The 19081-nt window shown below is 70.9% G+C and carries 17 protein-coding genes and 1 pseudogene; 10 read left to right on the plus strand and 8 right to left on the minus strand.

The window, feature by feature from the left end:
- The first annotated feature begins 22 nt into the window (after positions 1 to 22).
- The 6 genes and pseudogenes from BC793_RS13375 (at position 23) to BC793_RS52800 (ending at position 7965) form a co-directional block, all read left to right on the plus strand.
- Positions 23 to 1516: a FadD3 family acyl-CoA ligase gene (locus tag BC793_RS13375; RefSeq protein ID WP_109592820.1), complete on the plus strand. Its 1494-nt coding sequence runs from the start codon at positions 23 to 25 to the stop codon at positions 1514 to 1516.
- Positions 1513 to 2352: an enoyl-CoA hydratase gene (locus BC793_RS13380; protein ID WP_109592821.1), complete on the plus strand. Its 840-nt coding sequence runs from the start codon at positions 1513 to 1515 to the stop codon at positions 2350 to 2352. Before BC793_RS13375 ends, BC793_RS13380 begins: the two co-directional genes overlap by 4 nt.
- Positions 2349 to 3638, plus strand: a complete 1290-nt coding sequence (locus BC793_RS13385) for an acyl-CoA dehydrogenase family protein (RefSeq protein ID WP_109592822.1) — start codon at positions 2349 to 2351, stop codon at positions 3636 to 3638. The genes BC793_RS13380 and BC793_RS13385 overlap by 4 nt, the downstream gene beginning before the upstream one ends.
- Positions 3635 to 4675: pseudogene (locus tag BC793_RS13390) on the plus strand (acyl-CoA dehydrogenase family protein); the annotation flags it as partial. The gene BC793_RS13385 and the pseudogene BC793_RS13390, both read left to right, overlap by 4 nt.
- Positions 4676 to 4977: 302 nt before the next feature.
- The gene (locus BC793_RS13395) at positions 4978 to 5925 is read left to right on the plus strand and encodes an acyl-CoA dehydrogenase family protein (protein WP_239169978.1); all 948 of its coding nucleotides are present in this window, start codon (positions 4978 to 4980) and stop codon (positions 5923 to 5925) included.
- A 9-nt stretch (positions 5926 to 5934) separates the two neighbouring features.
- On the plus strand, positions 5935 to 7965 hold the full coding sequence (locus BC793_RS52800) for a serine/threonine-protein kinase (RefSeq protein ID WP_203896169.1): 2031 nt from the start codon (positions 5935 to 5937) through the stop codon (positions 7963 to 7965).
- Between the two features lie 3 nt (positions 7966 to 7968).
- Here the strand turns inward: BC793_RS52800 and BC793_RS13405 are convergent, their stop codons facing one another.
- The 5 genes from BC793_RS13405 to hsaA all read right to left on the minus strand — a co-directional run bounded on the left by BC793_RS13405 (position 7969) and on the right by hsaA (position 12224).
- Positions 7969 to 8550, minus strand: a complete 582-nt coding sequence (locus BC793_RS13405; protein ID WP_203896170.1) for a Uma2 family endonuclease — start codon at positions 8548 to 8550, stop codon at positions 7969 to 7971.
- Positions 8551 to 8708: 158 nt separating this feature from the next.
- Positions 8709 to 9257, minus strand: a complete 549-nt coding sequence (gene hsaB, locus BC793_RS13410) for a 3-hydroxy-9,10-secoandrosta-1,3,5(10)-triene-9,17-dione monooxygenase reductase subunit (RefSeq protein WP_109592826.1) — start codon at positions 9255 to 9257, stop codon at positions 8709 to 8711.
- Positions 9258 to 9277: 20 nt separating this feature from the next.
- Positions 9278 to 10186: an iron-dependent extradiol dioxygenase HsaC gene (gene hsaC / locus BC793_RS13415; RefSeq protein ID WP_109592827.1), complete on the minus strand. Its 909-nt coding sequence runs from the start codon at positions 10184 to 10186 to the stop codon at positions 9278 to 9280.
- 66 nt (positions 10187 to 10252) lie between these two features.
- Positions 10253 to 11056 carry a 4,5:9,10-diseco-3-hydroxy-5,9,17-trioxoandrosta-1(10),2-diene-4-oate hydrolase gene (gene hsaD, locus BC793_RS13420; RefSeq protein ID WP_109592828.1) on the minus strand — a complete coding sequence of 268 codons (804 nt, stop codon included), beginning with the start codon at positions 11054 to 11056 and terminating at the stop codon, positions 10253 to 10255.
- 1 nt (position 11057) lies between these two features.
- The gene (hsaA, locus tag BC793_RS13425; RefSeq protein ID WP_109592829.1) at positions 11058 to 12224 is read right to left on the minus strand and encodes a 3-hydroxy-9,10-secoandrosta-1,3,5(10)-triene-9,17-dione monooxygenase oxygenase subunit; all 1167 of its coding nucleotides are present in this window, start codon (positions 12222 to 12224) and stop codon (positions 11058 to 11060) included.
- Positions 12225 to 12305: 81 nt separating this feature from the next.
- Between hsaA and BC793_RS13430 the strand changes: the two genes are divergently transcribed.
- Genes BC793_RS13430 through BC793_RS13445 form a run of 4 tightly spaced genes read left to right on the plus strand, consistent with a single transcriptional unit; the run spans position 12306 to position 15862 of the window.
- Complete coding sequence (locus tag BC793_RS13430; protein WP_109593038.1) at positions 12306 to 13433, plus strand: 3-ketosteroid-9-alpha-monooxygenase, oxygenase component; 1128 nt, start codon at positions 12306 to 12308, stop codon at positions 13431 to 13433.
- A complete protein-coding gene (locus tag BC793_RS13435; RefSeq protein WP_239169979.1) occupies positions 13430 to 13768 on the plus strand; it encodes a hypothetical protein in 339 nt (112 codons plus the stop codon). Before BC793_RS13430 ends, BC793_RS13435 begins: the two co-directional genes overlap by 4 nt.
- Entirely contained in the window at positions 13768 to 14691 is a 924-nt protein-coding gene (locus BC793_RS13440; protein ID WP_109592830.1) for a ferredoxin--NADP reductase, read from the plus strand. The genes BC793_RS13435 and BC793_RS13440 overlap by 1 nt, the downstream gene beginning before the upstream one ends.
- Before the next feature lie 31 nt (positions 14692 to 14722).
- The gene (locus BC793_RS13445; RefSeq protein WP_146246253.1) at positions 14723 to 15862 is read left to right on the plus strand and encodes a WD40 repeat domain-containing protein; all 1140 of its coding nucleotides are present in this window, start codon (positions 14723 to 14725) and stop codon (positions 15860 to 15862) included.
- Here the strand turns inward: BC793_RS13445 and dmpG are convergent.
- Genes dmpG through BC793_RS13460 form a run of 3 tightly spaced genes read right to left on the minus strand, consistent with a single transcriptional unit; the run spans position 15831 to position 18488 of the window.
- Positions 15831 to 16835: a 4-hydroxy-2-oxovalerate aldolase gene (gene dmpG, locus BC793_RS13450; protein ID WP_203896171.1), complete on the minus strand. Its 1005-nt coding sequence runs from the start codon at positions 16833 to 16835 to the stop codon at positions 15831 to 15833. The two genes, BC793_RS13445 and dmpG, sit on opposite strands and share 32 nt — an antisense overlap.
- Complete coding sequence (locus BC793_RS13455; protein WP_170167235.1) at positions 16813 to 17691, minus strand: acetaldehyde dehydrogenase (acetylating); 879 nt, start codon at positions 17689 to 17691, stop codon at positions 16813 to 16815. Before BC793_RS13455 ends, dmpG begins: the two co-directional genes overlap by 23 nt.
- Complete coding sequence (locus BC793_RS13460; RefSeq protein ID WP_109592834.1) at positions 17688 to 18488, minus strand: 2-keto-4-pentenoate hydratase; 801 nt, start codon at positions 18486 to 18488, stop codon at positions 17688 to 17690. Before BC793_RS13460 ends, BC793_RS13455 begins: the two co-directional genes overlap by 4 nt.
- Positions 18489 to 19081 lie beyond the last annotated feature (593 nt).

The following is a 19081-nucleotide window of genomic DNA, read 5'->3' on the forward strand; positions in this document are numbered from 1 at the left end:
TGCTTGGTAAAGGGGAGGTCCGATGGAGACCGTTCCGGCGGTGGTGGCGCACGCGGCCCGCGAGTTCGGCAGAGAACCCGCGCTCGTCGATCCGTATCGGCGCCGGTGGAACTTCGCCGAACTGCACGACGAGACCCGGGCCGTGTCCCGTGCGCTCATCGCATCCGGCATCGAACCCGGGGACCGCGTCGCACTCTGGGCACCGAACAGCGCCCGCTGGGTGCTCGCCGCGCTCGGCATCCTCGGCGCGGGCGCCACGCTGGTGCCGATCAACACCCGGTTCACCGGCCCGGAAGCCGCCGACGTCCTGACCCGCAGCAACGCCGCGGGCCTGATCGTCACCGGGCCGTTCCTCGGCACCGACCGCCTGGCGTCACTGCCGCCGTCCGCGCTGCCGCCGTTCGTGCTGCCGCTGCCGCACTGGGACGCCTTCCTCGACCGGGCCGGCGAGGTCCCCGCCACAACCGCTGCGGAAAGAGCCGCGGCGGTACGCCCGGACGACCTCAGTGACATCCTCTTCACCTCCGGCACCACCGGGACCAGCAAAGGCGTGATGAGCGCACACCGGCAGTCGCTGGGCGTGGCCCGCGCCTGGGCGGAGATCGGTGGTGTCGGCGTCCGCGACCGCTACCTGGTGATCAACCCGTTCTTCCACAGCTTCGGGCTCAAGGCCGGGCTGCTCGCCTGCCTGACCAGCGGGGCGACCATCGTGCCGCAGGCCGTGTTCGACGTGCCCCGCACACTCCAGCTGATCGACCACGAGCACATCACCGTGCTGCCCGGCCCACCGACCCTCTACATCGGGCTGCTCGACCATCCGGCGCGGATCGGCAGGTCCCAGGGATCACTGCGCCTGGCCGTCACCGGAGCCGCGACCGTGCCGCCCGCGCTGATCGACCGGATCCGGGACGAGCTGGGGGTCACGACCGTGCTGACCGCGTACGGGCTGACCGAGGCCGTGGTCGCGACCATGTGCCGGCCCGGTGACGACACCCGGACCGTGGCCGCCACCTGCGGGCGCCCGGCCGCCGGATTCGAGGTGCGGATCGCCGACTCCGACGGTGAAGTGCTGCTGCGCGGGCCGAACGTGATGCTCGGCTACCTCGACGACCCGGCTGCCACCGCCGCGGCCGTCGACCCGGACGGCTGGCTGCACACCGGTGACGTCGGACGGCTCGACGACCACGGGAACCTGATGATCACCGACCGGCTCAAGGACATGTACATCTGCGGCGGCTTCAACGTCTACCCGGCCGAGGTGGAACGGGTGCTCGCCGGACTGCCCGGGGTCGCCGAGGCGGCCGTCGTCGGGGTACCGGACGAGCGGCTCGGCGAGGTCGGGCGGGCGTACCTGGTGACCCGGCCCGGGCACGAGCTGGACCCGGGCGCGGTGATCGCCTGGTGCCGGGAACGGCTCGCCGGATACAAGGCACCCCGCACCGTCGCGATCCGGGCCGAACTGCCGCACAACGCCAGCGGCAAGGTCCTCAAATACCTGCTGCGGGAGGGTGCATGAGCGACGACGTCGTGCTCTACGAACGGCGCGGGCCGGTCGCGATCATCACCATGAACCGGCCCCGCTACCGCAACGCCCAGAACTCGGCCATGACGTACGCCCTCGACAGCGCCTTCACCCGGGCCGTCGACGACGACGAGGTGGCCGTCATCGTGCTCGCCGGAGCCGGGGAGCACTTCTCCGCCGGGCACGACATCGGCACACCGGAACGCGACGCCGACACGTCGTTCCCGCGGCGGGCGGTCACCTGGTGGGACCACACGTCCAAGGCCGGAGCCGACCGGCGGTACGCCCGGGAGACCGAGGTCTACCTCGGCATGTGCCGGCGCTGGCGGGACATCCCGAAACCGGCCGTCGCCATGGTGCAGGGCGCCTGCGTGGCCGGTGGGCTGATGCTCGCGTGGGTGTGCGACCTGATCGTCGCCGCCGAGGACGCGTTCTTCGCCGACCCGGTGCTGCGGATGGGGATCCCCGGCGTCGAATACTTCGCCCACCCCTGGATGCTGGGGCCGCGGTTCGCACGGGAGGTGCTGTTCACCGGCGACCGGTTCGGGGCGCGCCGGGCGTACGAGATCGGCATGGTCAACCGGATCGTGCCGCGCGCCGCGCTGGAGACCGAGACCCTCGCGCTGGCCGCGCGGATCGCCGGGATGCCGCCGTTCGGGCTGGCGCTCGCCAAACGGGCGGTCAACCTGTGCGAGGACCAGATGGGCATGCGCGCCGGGATGGACGGCGTGTTCGGGCTGCATCACGTGGCGCACTCGCACAACGCCGAGGTCAGCGCGGACCCGCTGGGCGGGCTCGACGCGCACGCCATGAAGAGGGCCGCCGAATGAACCTCGACCTGGACCCGCCGGCGGCCGCGTTCCGGGACACCGTGCGGGAGTGGCTGGCCGCCAACGTTCCGGCCACCGCGCTGCCCGCCCCGGACACCCCGGCCGGAAGCGCCGCGCACCGGGAGTGGGAGGCACGCCTCGCCGGCGCCGGACTCGCGGCCGTGTCGTGGCCCGTCGAATACGGCGGGCGGGCCGCCCCGCCGCTGCACGCGCTGCTGTTCGACGAGGAGTACTTCGCGGCCGGAGCACCCGTGCGGATCGGGCAGAACGGGCTGTTCCTGCTGGCACCGACACTGCTCGCACACGGCACGGCGGAACAGTGCGCGCGGATCCTGCCGCCGATGGCCCGCGGTGAGCAGGTGTGGGCACAGGCCTGGTCGGAACCGTCCGCCGGAAGCGACCTGGCGGCCATCCGGTCCCGTGCCCGGCCCGTCGACGGTGGATGGCTGCTGTCCGGCCAGAAGACGTGGAGTTCCCGGGCCGTCGTCGCCGACCGGGCGTTCGGGCTGTTCCGCAGCTCCGCCGGGGAACGCCACCGCGGGCTCACCTACCTCATGTTCGACCTGCGGGCACCCGGGGTGACCGTGCGGCCGATCGAACAGCTGGACGGGACAGCCGGGTTCGCGGAGATCTTCCTCGACGACGTGTTCGTGCCCGATGCCGACGTGATCGGCGTGCCCGGTGACGGGTGGCGGGTCGCGATGAGTACGGCGGGGCACGAACGCGGGCTCACGCTGCGCGGACCGGGCCGGTTCACGGCGGCGGCGTCGCGCCTGGTCGCCCTCGCCGCTCCTGTCCCCGGGCCGGATTCCGCCGACGGTGCCGCTACCGCCGGCGGCGCTGCTCTTCCCGGCGGTGCCGCTCTTCCCCGCGGTGCCGATCTTTCCGGCGGTGCCATTCTTTCCGGCGGTGCCGCTGCTGCCGGCGGCGCTGCTCCTCCCGGCGGTGCCGATCTTTCCGGCGGTGCCGATCTTTCCGGCGGTGACGATCTTTCCGGCGCGCTCGGCGGGCGGGTGGTGGACGCCTGGATCGGGGCGCGGGCCTATCGGATGCAGGCGTATGCGTCGCTCGATGAACCGGTCGCGCCGAGCGCCACCAAACTGTTCTGGTCGTCGCTGGACGTCGCCCTGCACGAGACCGCGCTCGACCTGCTCGGCCCCTATGCGGAGATCGACTCCGGCTGGACCGGAGCCTATCTGTTCTCGCTCGCCGGGCCGATCTACGCCGGGACCAACGAGATCCAGCGGGACATCCTCGCCCAGCGCGAACTCGGGCTGCCCCGATGAGGCTCGCGCCGTCGGAGGAGCAGCGGCGGTTCGCGGACGTCCTCGACATGCTCCTGACCAGGGCCGACCCGGCGGCGGTGTCGGCGGCCTGGGCCGCGGGCGACATCACGCCGGGGCGGCGGCTGTGGGCGGCACTCGCGGACGCCGGGGTGACCGGGCTCCTCGTGCCGGAACGGTTCGGCGGACTCGGCGCCGGAACCGACGACCTGGTGGTGGCATGTGAGGTGCTCGGGCGGCACGCCGTTCCCGGGCCGGTCGCCGAGTCCGTCGCGGCAGTGCCCACCCTCCTCGTCTCCGGGCGGTGGCTGCCGGAACTCGCCTCCGGCCGGATCCTCGCCTCGATGGCGGCGCCACCCCTGCTGCCGTTCGCCGCCGACGGCGACGTCGCGGACCTTCTCCTGATCATCGACACCCCCGCGGTACGGACGGGTAGCCCCGGAGCCGTACACCACTCCCTGGACGCGGTCCGGCGTCTCGCGGACGTCATACCGGGCGAGATCGTGGAGACCGGCGCCCCGATTCAGCGGGCCCTCGATCTGGGGACATTGGCCTGCGCCGCCCAGTTGCTCGGTGCCGGGCACACCCTGCTCTCGATGGCCGTCGAGCACGCGAAGACCCGCACCCAGTTCGGCCGCCCGATCGGCGCGTTCCAGGCGGTGCGGCACCAGTTGGCGGACGTTGCGGTAGCGCTTGCCTTCGCCCGCCCGCTCCTCTACGCGGCCGCCGTCGCCCTCGCCGACCCCGCGCCCGGCGCTACCACCCCGGCCCACACCGGGCCACCCCATCCTGCGGCCGGGCCGACCCGGGACCTCTCCCGGGCAGCGGGGATGAGCCACGCGGGGCGGGACGTGTCGGCGGCGAAGGTGGCCTGTGGGGAGGCGGCTCTGCTCGCGGCGCGGACGGCGTTGCAGGTGCACGGCGCGATCGGCTACACGCGTGAGCACGGGCTCGGCCGCTATCTGACCCGGGTGCGGGCTCTGCATCTGTCCTGGGGCACCCCCGACTGGCACCGCCGGCGGATCCTCACCGAACTCACCGGCACGGCCGTCGAAGATCCGGCTGGCCTCCACCGCTGTCTCAACGGCGTTGAGACAGCGGTGAGAGCCAGCCGGGAACTTGCCGGGACCGGGACGGGGCCGGTGTGGACGGTGGGCGGGACAGCCGGTGACCCGACGCCTCAGCCCGAAAGTCGCCTCTCGGTCCGGCACGGTGACCCGACGCCTCAGCCCGAAAGTCGCCTCTCGGTCCGGCACCGGGAGGACGCCGCGGTGTGGCCACGCGACGGGCGGGGTGCGGTCGGGCCGGGTGTGGGCCGTACCGGAGAGAAAGGGTTCGAATGATGTTCGAGGAGCGTGCGGCTCTGCGGGCGGCGGTGCGTGGGCTGCTCGACGGGCAGATCGCCGCGGGTGGCATGTGGGCGCGATTGTGCAAGGAGATCGGCGTCGCGGGCCTCACCGTGCCGGAGGAGTACGGCGGTTCCGGCGCGACACTCGGTGAGGCGGCCGTCGTGCTCGAGGAACTCGGCCGGGTGCTGAGCCCGGCGCCGATGCTCGGGACCGTCCTGGCCGTGCACGCGCTGCTCGGATCGGACGATGCGGACGCCCGTGCCCGGCTGCTGCCGGCGATCTGCGCGGGCGAGCGGACCGTGACCGTCGCCTGGCAGGAGTCCGGCGGCGTGTTCCGGGACGTGTTCGCGGCGGACACCGTCCTCCTCGTGCGCGACGGTGCTCTCCATGAGATCGACACCGGCATCGAGATCACCGCGTCCCTGGATCTGACCCGGCAGGTGGGGCCCCTGCGGTGGGACGGGGTTCCGGGACGGCGGCTGACCGGACCGGTTCCGCCGCTGCGCGACCTCGCCTGCGCCGCCCTCGCCGCCGAGCAACTCGGCACGGCCGAGCGGGCCCTCGAACTGACCGTCATCTACGTTCAGCAGCGGCATCAGTTCGGGCGGCCGATCGGCTCGTTCCAGGTGCTGCAACATCGGCTCGCCGAGGCGTACGTGCGGGTCCAGGCCGCCCGCTCCGCCGCCGAAGCGGCCGTGCAGGCCGTCGCCGACGGCACACCTGCCGCCCCGCTGCTCGCCGCCGCGGCGAAGGTGACCTGCTCGGAGACAGTGCGGGCGGTCGCCGCCGAGATGGTGCAGATGCACGGCGGCATCGCGATCACCTGGGAACACGACGCCCACCGGTACCTGCGGCGGGCGTGGGTGACGGCACAGATGTTCGGATCACCCGAATCCCATGTCGCGCGGCTCACCCCCACACTGCTGTCCACTCCCCACTAACATGATCCGGTGCTATCTCCGGGAGACGTGCTCAACGGCCGCTATCGTCTGACCCAGCGGATCGCGGCGGGCGGCATGGGCGAGGTGTGGCGCGGCGACGACCTGCTGCTGCACCGCGAGATCGCCGTGAAGGTGCTGCTCCCGGCACTGATGTCCGACTCGGAATTCATCACCCGCTTCCGTTCCGAGGCCCGGATGATGGCGGCGCTGCGCCACCCCGGGATCGTGCAGGTCTACGACTACGGCGAGAACGCCCAGGTCGGCGCGCACCGGCTCGACTACCTGGTGATGGAGTTCATCGACGGCACCCCGCTGTCCCAGAAGATCCAGCAGGCCGGGCGGCTGTCCGCCGCCGACACGATGGCGGCGGTCGCGCAGATCGCCGACGCCCTCCAGGCCGCCCACGACGCCGGCATCATCCACCGCGACGTCAAACCCAGCAACCTTCTGGTACGCCCGGCCGGCGCCATCGTCCTCGTCGACTTCGGAGTCGCCCGGTCCACCGGGGTCACCGGCATCACCAGCACCAACGTCGTTCTGGGCAGCGCGCACTACATGGCACCGGAGCAGGCGGAGGGCCGCCCGGTCACCGCCGCCACCGACATGTACGCGGTCGGCGCGGTCGCGTTCTGCTGCCTCACCGGACGGCCGCCGTATGTCGGGGACAACCCGCTCGCCGTCCTCGCCCAGCTGGTGCACGGGCAGCCGCCGGTCCTTCCGCCGGACGTGCCACCCGCCGTGGCGGCGGTGGTGCTGCGGGCGCTCGCCAAGGATCCGGCACGGCGGTTCCCCAGCGCTTCGGCGCTGGGGGAGGCGGCGCTCGGTGCGGCGGCCGCTGTTGCGCACGGGCACGGTTCTTCGGGGTCTTTCGGGCCGTCCGGGCACGGTCCTTCGGGGCCTGCCGGGCTGCACGGGCGCGGCGCTCCAAGGCCCGGGAACGCCCCGACAGGCGGGCACCCTGCCGGGGTCGCGGCCGCTGGCCGACCGGGATTCGCAGCGGGTGCTGCCTCCGTCGGAGGTCCCGGCACCGTGGGAAATTCCGCCGCCTCCGGAAGTTCCGGATCCTTCGGGAATACGGGCGCCGTCAGAGGCACTGGCGCCGTCGATAACGCAGGCGCCGCCGGAGGATCGGGCAACTTCGGGGGGTCCGGCGCCGTCGGGCGTGGGGTGGCCTCGGGTTCAGGCGCGTCTCCGCATGGGTTTGCAGCGGGTTCCGCCTCGGTCGGTGCGGGCGGATACGGGTCCGTGGGACGGCCGGTGACGGGCGGCGCGGCGGGGCACGGGCTCGCGGTGGAGTCCACGATGGGTGGCGCGACCGGGCAGGGGGCGGCGGCGACGGCTTCGGGGCGGCGGCGCAATGTGACTGTTGCGCTGGCGGCGGCCGCGGTGGTGGCTCTGCTGGCGGGTGTCGGGATCATCCTCGGCAATTGGTCGGACGAGACCGACCCGGTGATCGAGGCGCAGGGCTCCGGTGTGCAGGGTGAGCAGCTTCAGGCGGGTTCCGGAAGCGGGAAACCGCGCGGCCAGGTCACCGGCCGCCCCGGAACGTCGAAGGCGACGCCGAAGGGCGGGGCCGGGAACTCCAAACCCGCCGGCGAGGTCCCCGTCACCGGGCCGGACGCCACCGGTCAGCCGGCTGTCACCGAGACGAACGAACCGGACGACTCTGGCGATCCGACCACCACCGAGCCGGCGACGAACCCCCACGACGATCCGGTCGCCCTGTGCGGCAACGGTTACCAGGTGATCAACTCGAAGAAGTTCGAGACGTCCGCCGGGGTGCTGCGCGGCACGGTCTACCTGTTGTACCGGACTTCGGGCGGTAAGAACTGCGTGGTCACCATCAAGGCCGACACCCTCGACGAGAAGACCTCGATGTCCGCCACGCTGGAGGTGCAGGGCAGCGCACCGTTGGCCGACTCGGGCAGCTTCCAGTATTACGCCGGCCCGGTGACCGCCACGGCCCCGAAGACGTGCGTCAGATGGGGCGGCGCGATCGGGGGCATGTCATACGAGAGTGACTGGTCCCACTGCACGTGAGGGTCACATCCGCTCGATCTCGGTGAGGTCGATGTCGAGCGGGAACGGCGTCGGCAGTTGCACCCGGTCGCGGAAGATGCCGAGTGCCACGTAAGCCTTGGTCGCCGGGTCAAGCTCGTAGGCGTAGACGACCGGCTTGCCCTCGGCATTCTCCACCCGCCAGAAGCATGGAATGCCGGCCTCGGCGTAGAGCTGCGGCTTGCGCACCCGGTCACGGATCTCGGACTCAGGCGACACGACCTCGATCGCGAGGACGACCGCGTCGGCCGGATACCAGCTCGCATCGTCGTCGATCTCCGCGTTCGCGTGGATCACGATCAGATCGGGTTCCGGCCGCTGTTTCGGACTCAGAACGACTGACATCTCACGGCTGACCAGAAATCGGTCCCGTGGCGCACAGCCGGACAGGGCATTCTCGAGCAGGCGTAACGCCTTCATGTGAAAACGCTTCTGCGGGCTCACGAGGATAAGGCTCCCGTCGATGAGCTCGGCATGCGACGGGAGATCAGGGATCTGATCGAGGTCATCGGCGGTGAACCCTTCCGCTGGCGGCCGGTGCCACTGAAACGCTGACTCGGCGCTCACGGACCGACCTCCTCTGCGGATGAATGCTCGTTCCCGCAGCTTACCCATGCGGATACCTCCTCAGCGGCAATCGACCCGACGGGCCTTGCGGACGACTATAGTCGCTGGGTAAGTAGCAGACAAGCTAGATGTCATGCGACGGGGTGCGCGATGGCCGTTCAGATCCAGTCGGTGTGGCGTGGCCAGGACAGGAGGGTGTCGACGACCTCGGGTGGCTCGTACGGTGAGGTCGGTGTGGTCGTGGTGTAGCGGCTGCGGTGAAAGAGCAGCGGTGTGACGTCACGGCACGGCCCGAGGGTGGTGACCCGCCCGGTGACGATCGCGTGATCGCCGCCCGGGTGCACCGCCTCCAGACGGCAGTCGGCCCAGGTCAGGGCGCCGGTCAGAATGGGCGCGCCGGAGGGTGCGGGCGTCCAGTCGAGGGCGGCGAACCGGTCGGCGCCGCGGGTGCCGAAGAGCCGGGAGACGTCCCGCTGGTCGGAGGCGAGGATGTTGACGCAGAACGTTCCGGTGGCCCGGATCCGGCGCCAGGTGCCCGAGCCGTTCTGCGGGCAGAAGAGCACCAGTGGCGGGTCGAGGGAGAGCGGCGCGAACGCCTGGCAGGCGAACCCGGCGGGCCCGTCGGTGTCGGCCGTGGTGATGACGGTGACCCCGGTTCCGAAGTGCCCGAGGACTCTCCGGAACCGGCTGCTGTCTGGTGCGGACACCGGTACGGACGGGTGGGTGGTCAATGGCCGCCGCCAGCGGAGAAGCGGTGACCCCAGACGCTGTGCGCGGTGGTCTGGCGGGCGATCCAGGTGTCGTCGTCGACGGTGAGGCCGCCGTAGCCGTACTCGATGTCGAATCCGCTCGGTGTGCGGACGTAGAAGGAGACCATCTCGTCGTTGGCGTGCCGGCCCAGGGTCGAGATCATCGGGGCCCGGTTGCGGGCGCAGCGGTCGATGGCCCGGCCGACGTCGTCGAGCGTCTCGGTCTCGATCATCAGGTGGACGAGCCCGGTCGGGGCGGGGATCGGGGCGAGGGCGACGCTGTGGTGGCGGGGGCCGCAGCCGAGGAACCGCATCCACAGTGGCTTGCCGCTCGGCGGCAGCCCGATGTGCTCGGGGACCAGGCGCATCGAGTCGCGCAGCCGGAAGCCGAGGACCTCGCTCCAGAATCGTAGGGAGGCGGCATCGTCGCGGGCCGGCAGGACGACGTGGCCCATGCCCTGGCCGCCGGTGACGAACCGGGTTCCGTAGGTGCTCAGCGACGGCCGGGTGTCGAGGGCGGCACCGCAGAAGAACTCCAGGCGGTTGCCGGCCGGGTCGTCGACGCTGATCAGGTGGGAGACGCGGCGGTCGGCGAGTTCGTCGGCGCCGGCCGGTTTGACCGCGATGCCGGCTTCCTCGAGGACGCCGGTGAGCCGGGTGAGGGCGGCCGGGTCGGCGAGTTCCCAGCCGGAGGCGGCGAGCCGGTCGCGGTCGCCGGGCACCACCACGATGCGGGCCGGCAGTTCGTCCATGCGCAGGTAGACGGCTTGCGGGTCGGGGCCGCGACCCTCGGTCATGCCGAGCACCTTGACGCCGAAGTCGCGCCAGGCGGGCAGGTCGGTGGCTTCGACGCGCAGGTAGCCGAGGGATCGGATGAGGTTGCTCACGAGCGGTGTCCCCTCTCACAGAACCGGAAGTCGGGGCGGGCGCGATAGCAGAAGTGAAGGTGCGCTTCAGGAGGGTGCGGTGAGGAAGTCGATGGCCAGGCGGTTGAATTCGTCGAATTTCTCCAGGTGGGCCCAGTGGCCACAGCCGCCGAAGACGTGCAGGCGGGCGTTTTTCAGGACCTTGAGGGCGACCAGGGCGCCGTCGAGCGGGTTGACCCGGTCCTCGCGGCCCCAGACGAGCAGGGTCTCGTGGCGCAGGCGGTGGGCGTCGCGCCAGAGCAGCCCTTCCTCGGATGTCCGCGGGTTGCTGAAGGAGGCGCCCATCTCGCGCATGGCGCGTATCGCGGCCGGGTCGGCGGCGGCCCTGAATCGTTCGTCGATCAGTTCGTCGGTGATCAGGGACGGATCGAAGACGAGGGTCCGGAGGAAGGCCGCCAGTCTCTCGCGGCTGGGGTCCCGGCCGAACGCGGCGAGGCGTCGGACTCCTTCGGTCGGGTCGGCGGAGAAGAGGTTGAGTGACAGTCCGCCGGGTCCCATCAGGAGCAGTCGCCGCGCGCGTGCCGGGTGGAGCAGGGCGAACCGGACGGCTGTCCCGCCGCCGAGCGAGTTCCCGATCAGGTCGACCTGCTCGATGCCGAGTTTGTCGAGGAGGGCGGTCAGTTCACCGGCGGCGTGGGTGAAGTACTGCCCGGTGATCGGGTCGCCCAGCGATCCACCGTATCCGGGCTGGTCGACGGCGAGGACGTCGAAGTGTTCGGCGAGGGCGGGGATCGTACGCCCGAAGTTGCTCCTGGCGGATGCCCCGGGGCCGCCCCCGTGCAGGAGGACCACAGGAGAGCCCGCGCCGTCGCGGTGAAAGGCCAGCGTCATGTCACACCATAGCGTCGTTGAGCGGCAGTCCGAACTCGCCGCGACCGAACATGGACAGTGCCCGTTCCGGGTCGTTGATCGCGTGCACCCGGCCGGAGTGGGCGTCGCGCCAGAAACGCTGGATCGGGGTGCCGACGGTGAGCGCCCGGCCGCCGGAGTTCTCGAAGAGGCGGTCGACGGCGCGGATCGCCAGCGCGGTCCCGCGGACCTGGTCTCGGCGGACCCTCAGCCGCAACGGCATCGGGAGTCTGGTGCCGGCGGTGGTCAGGTCCATGAGCTCGCGCATGTTGGCCTCAAGGGCGTACCAGGCGGAGTCGATGTCGGCCGCGGCCTCGGCGACGCGCACCTGCGAGTGTGGGTCCTCGGCGGCCTTGACGCCGACATAGGCGGCCCTGACCCGGTCGCGGGTGTAATCGACGTGGGCGCGGTAGGCCCCGGTCGCCATGCCGATGATCGGTGTGGTGATGGCGTAGGTGAAGATCGAGGCGTACGGGATCCGGTAGAGGGGGCCCGGGTTCTGCTCCTGGCCGGGGCAGACGCAGCGGGCCGTGTCGTTGAAGCTGAGTGCCCGGTGGGCGGGCACGAAGGCGTCGTCGACGACGATGTCGTTGCTGCCGGTGCCGCGCAGTCCGACGGTGTGCCAGACGTCCTCGATGGTGTAATCGGCCGCCGGCAGCAGGAAGGTGCAGAAGTCGGCGGGGGTGCCGTCGTCGCCGGGCGGGACGATCCCGCCGAGCAGCACCCAGGTGGCGTGGTCGCAGCCGGAGGAGAAACTCCAGCGGCCGTTGACCCGATAGCCGCCGTCGACCCGGCTGATCTTCCCGGTGGGGGCGTAGGACGAGGACATGCGGGTGCCCGGGTCGGCGCCCCAGACGTCCTGCTGGGCGCGGTCGGGGAAGAGCGCGAGCTGCCAGTTGTGCACCCCGATGACCGAGGCGACCCAGCCGGTCGAGCCGCAGGCCGAGGCGATCTCGCGGACCCCGGTGAGGAAGGCGAGCGGGTGCGCCTCGTGGCCGCCGAACCGGGCGGGTTGCAGCAGGCGGAAGAAGCCGGTCTCGGTGAGGGCCTTGACCGTTTCCGGAGCGAGCGAGCGCCGGTCCTCGGTCTCCTGGGCTCGCTCCCGCAGAACAGGTAACAGTTCTCGAACTCCGGCGAGGACCGCTTCCATGAGAACCCTCCAGGCTGGTTGGCCACGTGTCGAGCGACCCCTATACTAGAACACGTTCTACCTATGGACCAGGAGTGGGACATGAGCATCAGCCAGCAACCGCGCACCATCGATGCCGGGAGGCCACCGGCGAGGTTCGCCCGTGGGTGGCACTGCCTGGGACTCGCCGACACGTTCCGCGACGGGCAGCCGCACGCGATCGAGGCGTTCGGCACGAAGCTCGTGGTGTTCGCCGATTCCGGTGGCCGGCTGAACGTGCTGGACGGCTACTGCCGGCACATGGGCGGCGACCTCACGCAGGGCACGATCAAGGGCGACACCATCGCGTGCCCGTTCCACGACTGGCGGTGGAACGGGGAGGGCCGCTGCGTCGAGGTGCCGTACGCACACCGGATCCCGATGCGGGCGCGCACCAGATCATGGACGACGTGTGAGCAGAACAGGCAGTTGTTCGTCTGGAACGATCCGCAGGGCAATCCGCCGCCGCCCGAGGTGGCGATCCCCCGCATCGAGGGCGCGTTCTCCGACGAGTGGAGCGACTGGACCTGGGATTCGGTGCTCATCGAGGGCGCCAACTGCCGGGAGATCATCGACAACGTCGTCGACATGGCGCACTTCTTCTACATCCACTTCGCCTTCCCGACGTTCTTCAAGAACGTGATGGAGGGACATGTGGCGGCCCAGTTCCTCAAGACCCGCCCGCGTCCGGACGTGCCGGCCTCCTCGAGCCAGTCAGGTGACGCCACGCTGCGGTCGGAGGCGGCCTACTACGGGCCGGCATACATGATCGACTATCTGTACAACGACTGGCACGGCGTCAACATCGAGTCGGTGCTGATCAACTGCCACTACCCGGTCAGTCCGGACTCGTTCGTCCTCCAGTGGGGCCTGATCATGAAGCGGCTGCCCGGGCTCAGCACCGAGCAGGCGGCCAAGGCGGCGGCCAAGTTCGCCAAGGGCATCGGCGTCGGGTTCCTCCAGGACGTGGAGATCTGGAAGAACAAGACGCGCATCGACAATCCGCTGCTCTGTGCCGAGGACGGGCCGGTCTACCAGCTCCGCCGGTGGTATGAGCAGTTCTACGTCGACGTCGAGGACGTCACCGACGACATGGTCGCGCGCTACGAGTTCGAGGTGGACACGACGCGGGCGGTCGAGACGTGGGAGGCCGAGGTCGCCGCCAACCAGGCCCGGGCCGCCGCCTCATGACCGTCACCGGCAGCGAGATCACCGGGAGCGACCTCACCGGGAGCGAGGTCACCGGGAGCGACGGGCGGCACAGGAGCCGGACCGACACCGACGAGCGGCAGGAATACCTGGCCGGCGGTCTCACCGAGGTGCGGTGCGAGGCGTGCGGGCGCCTGGTGCAGGCCGGCAAACGCAGCGTGATGCAGACCAGCGTGCAGTGGTCCGGGCCGGTGTGCGACCGGCTCTCCGACGCGGCCGCTGCCGCTGGGCGGCCCACCGCGCTCGTCCCCACCTGCCCCGAGCTGCGGGCGAGCATCGACCGGGCGGTTCGCGAGGGTCGTCTGGAGGTGAGCTGATGCCGGATTTCCGCCCTGTCCGGATCGCCGCGGTGATCCCGGAGACCGCGGACGCGTGCTCGCTGGTGCTCGACACCACCTTCGACTACCTGCCCGGCCAGTACCTGACGGTGCGGACCCCGGCCGGGGCACGCTGCTATTCGCTGTCCAGCGCGCCGGGTGTCGACAGGTCTCCCACGGTGACGGTGAAACGGGTGCCGGGCGGCCAGGTGTCGAACTGGATCTGCGACCACGTCCGCGCGGGCGACACCCTCGACATGGCGGGCCCGGCCGGGTCGTTCACGCCGGCATCCCTCGACGACGACCTGTTACTGCTGGCCGCGGGCTCGGGCATCACGCCGATCATGGGGATCGTCAAGGTGCTGCGGGGTGACCCCGTCCTCGTCTACGCCAATCGGGACGCCGATTCGGTCATCTTCGCCGAACGGCTCGACGGGATGCTGCCGGTCATCCACTGGTATGACAGCGAGCGGGGCATTCCCACCGCTGACGCACTCAGGGAGCTGCTCACGCCGTACCGCGGGAGGGAGGCCTTCATCTGCGGACCGGAGGCATTCGTCGCCGTCGCCGAGAAGGCGCTGCAATCGGCGGGCGTGCCGGCCTCCCGCATCCGGGTGGAGCGATTCGAGGTGGAGCCGGTCGACAGCCGGTCGGCCGTCGCCGAGGTGGCGATCGACGGGCAGACACACGTGCTGCCGTGGGCGCCGGGCAAACGGCTCCTCGACGTGATCATCGACGCGGGACTCAACCCACCCTATTCGTGCCGGCAGGGCCAGTGCGGAGCGTGCGCGGTGCGGCTCACCAGCGGTGAGGTCACGCTGGTCAACAACGAGATCCTCGAGGAGGAGGACTTTGCGGAGGGTTACATCCTGGCCTGCCAGGCGGTCCCGGTCACCGAGCACGTCGCGGTCACCTATTACTGAAACCCCTACGGGTCGGCGCTACGGTATGCCCGTGGAAATCGTGGCGCGCCTGCGAACCGGTTTTGCCGCCGAACGGCTGCTCTGCCATCCGCGACTGCCGCTGATCGCCGGCTGGGAGCCCGATCGCCCCGCGCTCCGGATCTGGGAATGCGGAGACGGGCAGCTCCACGAACTCGCGATGATCGGCGACGACACGGTTCCCTATGGCCGCGAGTACGGTTCGGACCGTCTGAGCCGGACCCCCGACGCCGCCTGGCATCCCGAGAAACCGCAGCTGGTGGTAGCCGGCACCGACATTCTCCTCAGCTGGACCCCGGCCGGGACGGCAGCCGTCACGACCGAACAGCCGACCATCGGGTTCCGGCAGGTGGCGTTCAGTCCGGACGGCCGCACCCTGTGGCTGTCGCCGGCGCCGCACTGGGAGCACGACTGGCAACGTTCGATCGCCCTGGACCCGGCGACCGGAGCCACCGTCGTCGCCCCGGGCTGGAACACCGGCGTCGCCGTTCACCCGGCCGGCGGGCTGGTGGTCACGATGACCAGCGACCAGGCCGAGACCGAGGTTTACTTCGCCACGATGACCGACGGGACGCCGGCTCGGATGCGGCCGCTGCGCCGGGCCCTGTCGCTGGCGTGTGACGGCTACGAGACGCCGGTGTTCAGCGCGGACGGCCGGTACTTCGCGATCCGTGGTGGCGCCTACGAGCACTTCGTCGAGGTCTTCGCGTTCCCGTCGCTGCACCGGGTCGCCGGTTTCGGGCTGGGCGAGCCGTACCCGGATCCCGGCAACACCTGGTCGTTCCGGAACATCACGTTCGGCGCGGCACCCGCGGTGCTGTGGATCGGCACACCCGCCGGCCGCCTGATCGAATACGACGTGGACGGTGGCCGGCTCGACGAGCACCCACCTGTCACGTCGCAGATCACCGCGCTGGCCACCACGTCGGCGGGCGTGCTGGCCGTCGCCTCCACCGACGGCGACCTGCTCCTGCTGGCGGTGGGTACGGGCCCGGCCCGGGCAGCCCGGGACGGCGTCGCGGCGTTCCTCGACGCCACCGGACCCGTCGCCCCACGAAGCGACGAGGACGAGGACGATCGCTTCGACTTCGTCGAGAGCCCGCAGGCGCCCTGGATCCACCTCACCCCTGGCGCAGCTCCCGGGCGATCGTGATCAGCTGGTCCTCCTGGCCGCCGATCAGTCGCCGCTCCCCCGCCTTCACCAGGATCTCCGCGCCCGACACTTGATAGCGTTCGGCCAGCGCGTACGCGTGCATGAGGAAGCTGGAGTAGACCCCCGCGTACCCCATGATCAGCGCCATCCGGTCGAGTCGGCACTCGTCGGCCATGGCCGGGCGTACCACGTCCTCCGCCGCGTCGACGATCTTGAAGAAGTCGACCCCGGTACGGATGCCCAGTTTGTCGCAGACGCCGACGAACGCCTCGACCGGTGTGTTCCCGGCGCCCGCCCCGAACCGCCGGGTGCTGCCGTCGATCTGCTTCGCCCCCGCCCGGTAGGCAAGCACCGAGTTCGCGACCCCGAGCCCCAGGTTCTCGTGCCCGTGGAACCCGACCTGCACGTCCCCACCCAGCTCGGCGACGAGGGCGGCGACCCGGTCACCGACCTGATCGAGGACGAGCGCGCCCGCCGAATCGACCACGTAGACGCACTCGCAGCCGGCGTCCGCCATGATCCGGGCCTGTTCGGCGAGCCGTTCCGGTGGGCTCGAATGCGCCATCATCAGGAAACCGACCGTCTCCAGCCCCAGGTCACGGGCGATCCCGAAATGCTGGACGGCGATGTCGGCCTCGGTGCAGTGGGTGGCGATCCGGCAGACCGTGGCACCGTTCCCGGCCGCCGCCCGGATGTCGTCGAGGACCCCGACGCCCGGCAGCATCAGGAAGGCGATCTTCGCGCGGGTGGCCGTCCGTACCGCCGCACTGATCAGGTCCTGCTCCGGGGTGCGGCTGAACCCGTAGGTGAACGACGACCCGCCCAGCCCGTCACCATGGGTGACCTCGATGACGGGAACACCGGCGTCGTCGAGGGCCGCCACGATGGCGGTCACCTCGCCGACGGTGAACTGGTGCCGCTTGGCGTGCGACCCGTCCCGCAACGACGAGTCAGTGATCCTGAGGTCGAGCAAGTTCCTCACCCACCCTGGTAGCCGCCGCGGTCATGATGTCCAGATTTCCGGCGTACGCCGGCATGAAGTCGCCCGCTCCTTCGACCTCGACGAAGATGCCCACCCGGATCCGGTCGCCGACCGGGTCGAACTGGGGCTCGTCCAGCAGCCGGTATCCGGGCACATACACCGAAACCGCGGCGACCAGGTCCACGACGGACTTCGTGATGGCCGCCTGGTCGGCGTCCGGCGACACCGCGCAGAAGATCGTGTCGCGCATGATCAGCGGCGGCTCCGCCGGGTTCAGCACGATGATCGCCTTGCCCCGCGCGGCACCCCCGATGGTCTCCAGCCCACGGCTCGTCGTCCGGGTGAACTCGTCGATGTTCGCCCTGGTCCCCGGCCCGGCCGAACGCGACGCCACGGTCGCGACGATCTCCGCGTAGCTGACCGGCGTCACCCGCGACACCGCGTACACCATCGGGATCGTCGCCTGCCCGCCGCAGGTGATCAGATTGAGATTCGGCGCGTCCCGATGCTCGCCGAGGTTCACCTCGGGCACCACCGCCGGCCCGGTCGCCGCCGGCGTCAGATCAATCGCCCGGATCCCCGCCTCCGCGTACCGCGGCGCATGCGCCCGGTGCACCCCCGCCGACGTCGCCTCGAACACCAGGTCCGGCAGCGGATCCTGGCGCAGCAGCCAGTCCACGCCCGCACTGCCGGCCGCCAGCCCCGCCTCCGCCGCCCGCCGCAACCCCGGGCTCTCCGGGTCGATGCCGACCATCCACCGCGGCTCGATGACCGGCGACCGCAGCAATTTGTACATCAGATCCGTCCCGATGTTCCCCGACCCGACGATCGCCGCGCTGAGCATCATTCCCGATCCCTCCCTTTCCCATCGGCGAACGCCAATCGCACATCGCCGAGCCCGCTGAACTCGGCCCGGAATTCATCACCCGGCCGCGCATCGACGGCCCGCGCGCACGCCCCCGGAAGAATGAGATGCCCAGCCTTCAACCGAACCCCGAATTTCGCCACCGTCCGCGCCAGCCAGGCAACCGCGGTCACCGGATTCCCGAGCACGGCGTCCGACCGCCCGGCCGCCACCTCTTCGCCCCCACGCCACAGAACCGCGGCGATACCGCGAGGATCAACGTCTTTCGGCGGTACGCGCTGAGCACCCACCACGAATCCCGCGGAAGAGGCATTGTCGGCGATCGTGTCGGCAAGGCTGATCCGCCAGTCCGCGATCCGGCTGTCGATCAGTTCGATCGAAGGAGCAAACGCCGCGGTGGCCGCCAGAACGTCGTCCTCGGTACAGTCCTCCCCCGGCAGGTCGTCCCCCAGCAGGAACGCCACCTCGATCTCCACCCGCGGAGAACAGAACCGGGAGGCATCGACCGCCTCGTCCTCGGACAATCGCATGTCGGCGAGCAGATGCCCGTAATCCGGTTCGTCCACTCCCATCATGTCCTGCATCGCCTTCGACGAGAGCCCCACCTTGTGCCCCACGACAGCGGCACTACGGCGCCGAATGTTGTGCAGTTGAATCGCATAGGCGTCATCGGCGGTAAGCCCCGGGAATTCCTGAACAAGCGGCGCCACGGGCAGCCGATCCCGTTCCGCATCCCGAAGTCGATCAGCGATGATGCGCAGCTCAGTCTCGTTGATCATGAGTTCCTTCCGACTCGGAACCGCTTTCAACCCCCGCAGCAGACGCACCCGACTCCGCACCACCAGACGCGGAAACGGCATCGACCCCAGGAGACCCCGACGGGCCACCAGACGAAGCGACGTCCGCGGCCGTGGAGGAAGAGTCCGCCGGTGTGCCAGAGCCGCTGAAGACAGAGGCCGACGACGCCCCGGCAGCGACCCCACCCGACGACGTGGCGGCGTTGACCGACAACGTGGCGGCGTCAGCCGGCGACGTGGCGGTGATCGCCGTCGCGGTGACGGCCGACGGCGTGACGGTGGCCGGCGTGACGGCCGGCGTGCCCGGCGTGACGGCGGCAGTCGCGATAGTGGGCGTGGTGGCGGCAGGCGCGGTGGTCGGCGTGGTGGCGGCAGGCGCGGTGGCGGCAGGCGTGGTGGCGGCAGTCGCGGTGGTCGGCGTGGCGGTGGTGGTGGTCGGCGTGGCCGCCACGGTGGCCGGCGTGGCTGGCGTAGCCATGGCGCTGGCCGGGGTGGCCGTCGCGGCGGTTGGTGGGGTCGTTGCGGTGGCTGGTGTGGCCGCCTCGGTGGTTGGTGTGGCGGTGGTGGTGGTCGGC

Source organism: Actinoplanes xinjiangensis, assembly GCF_003148685.1.
GTDB lineage: Bacteria > Actinomycetota > Actinomycetes > Mycobacteriales > Micromonosporaceae > Actinoplanes > Actinoplanes xinjiangensis.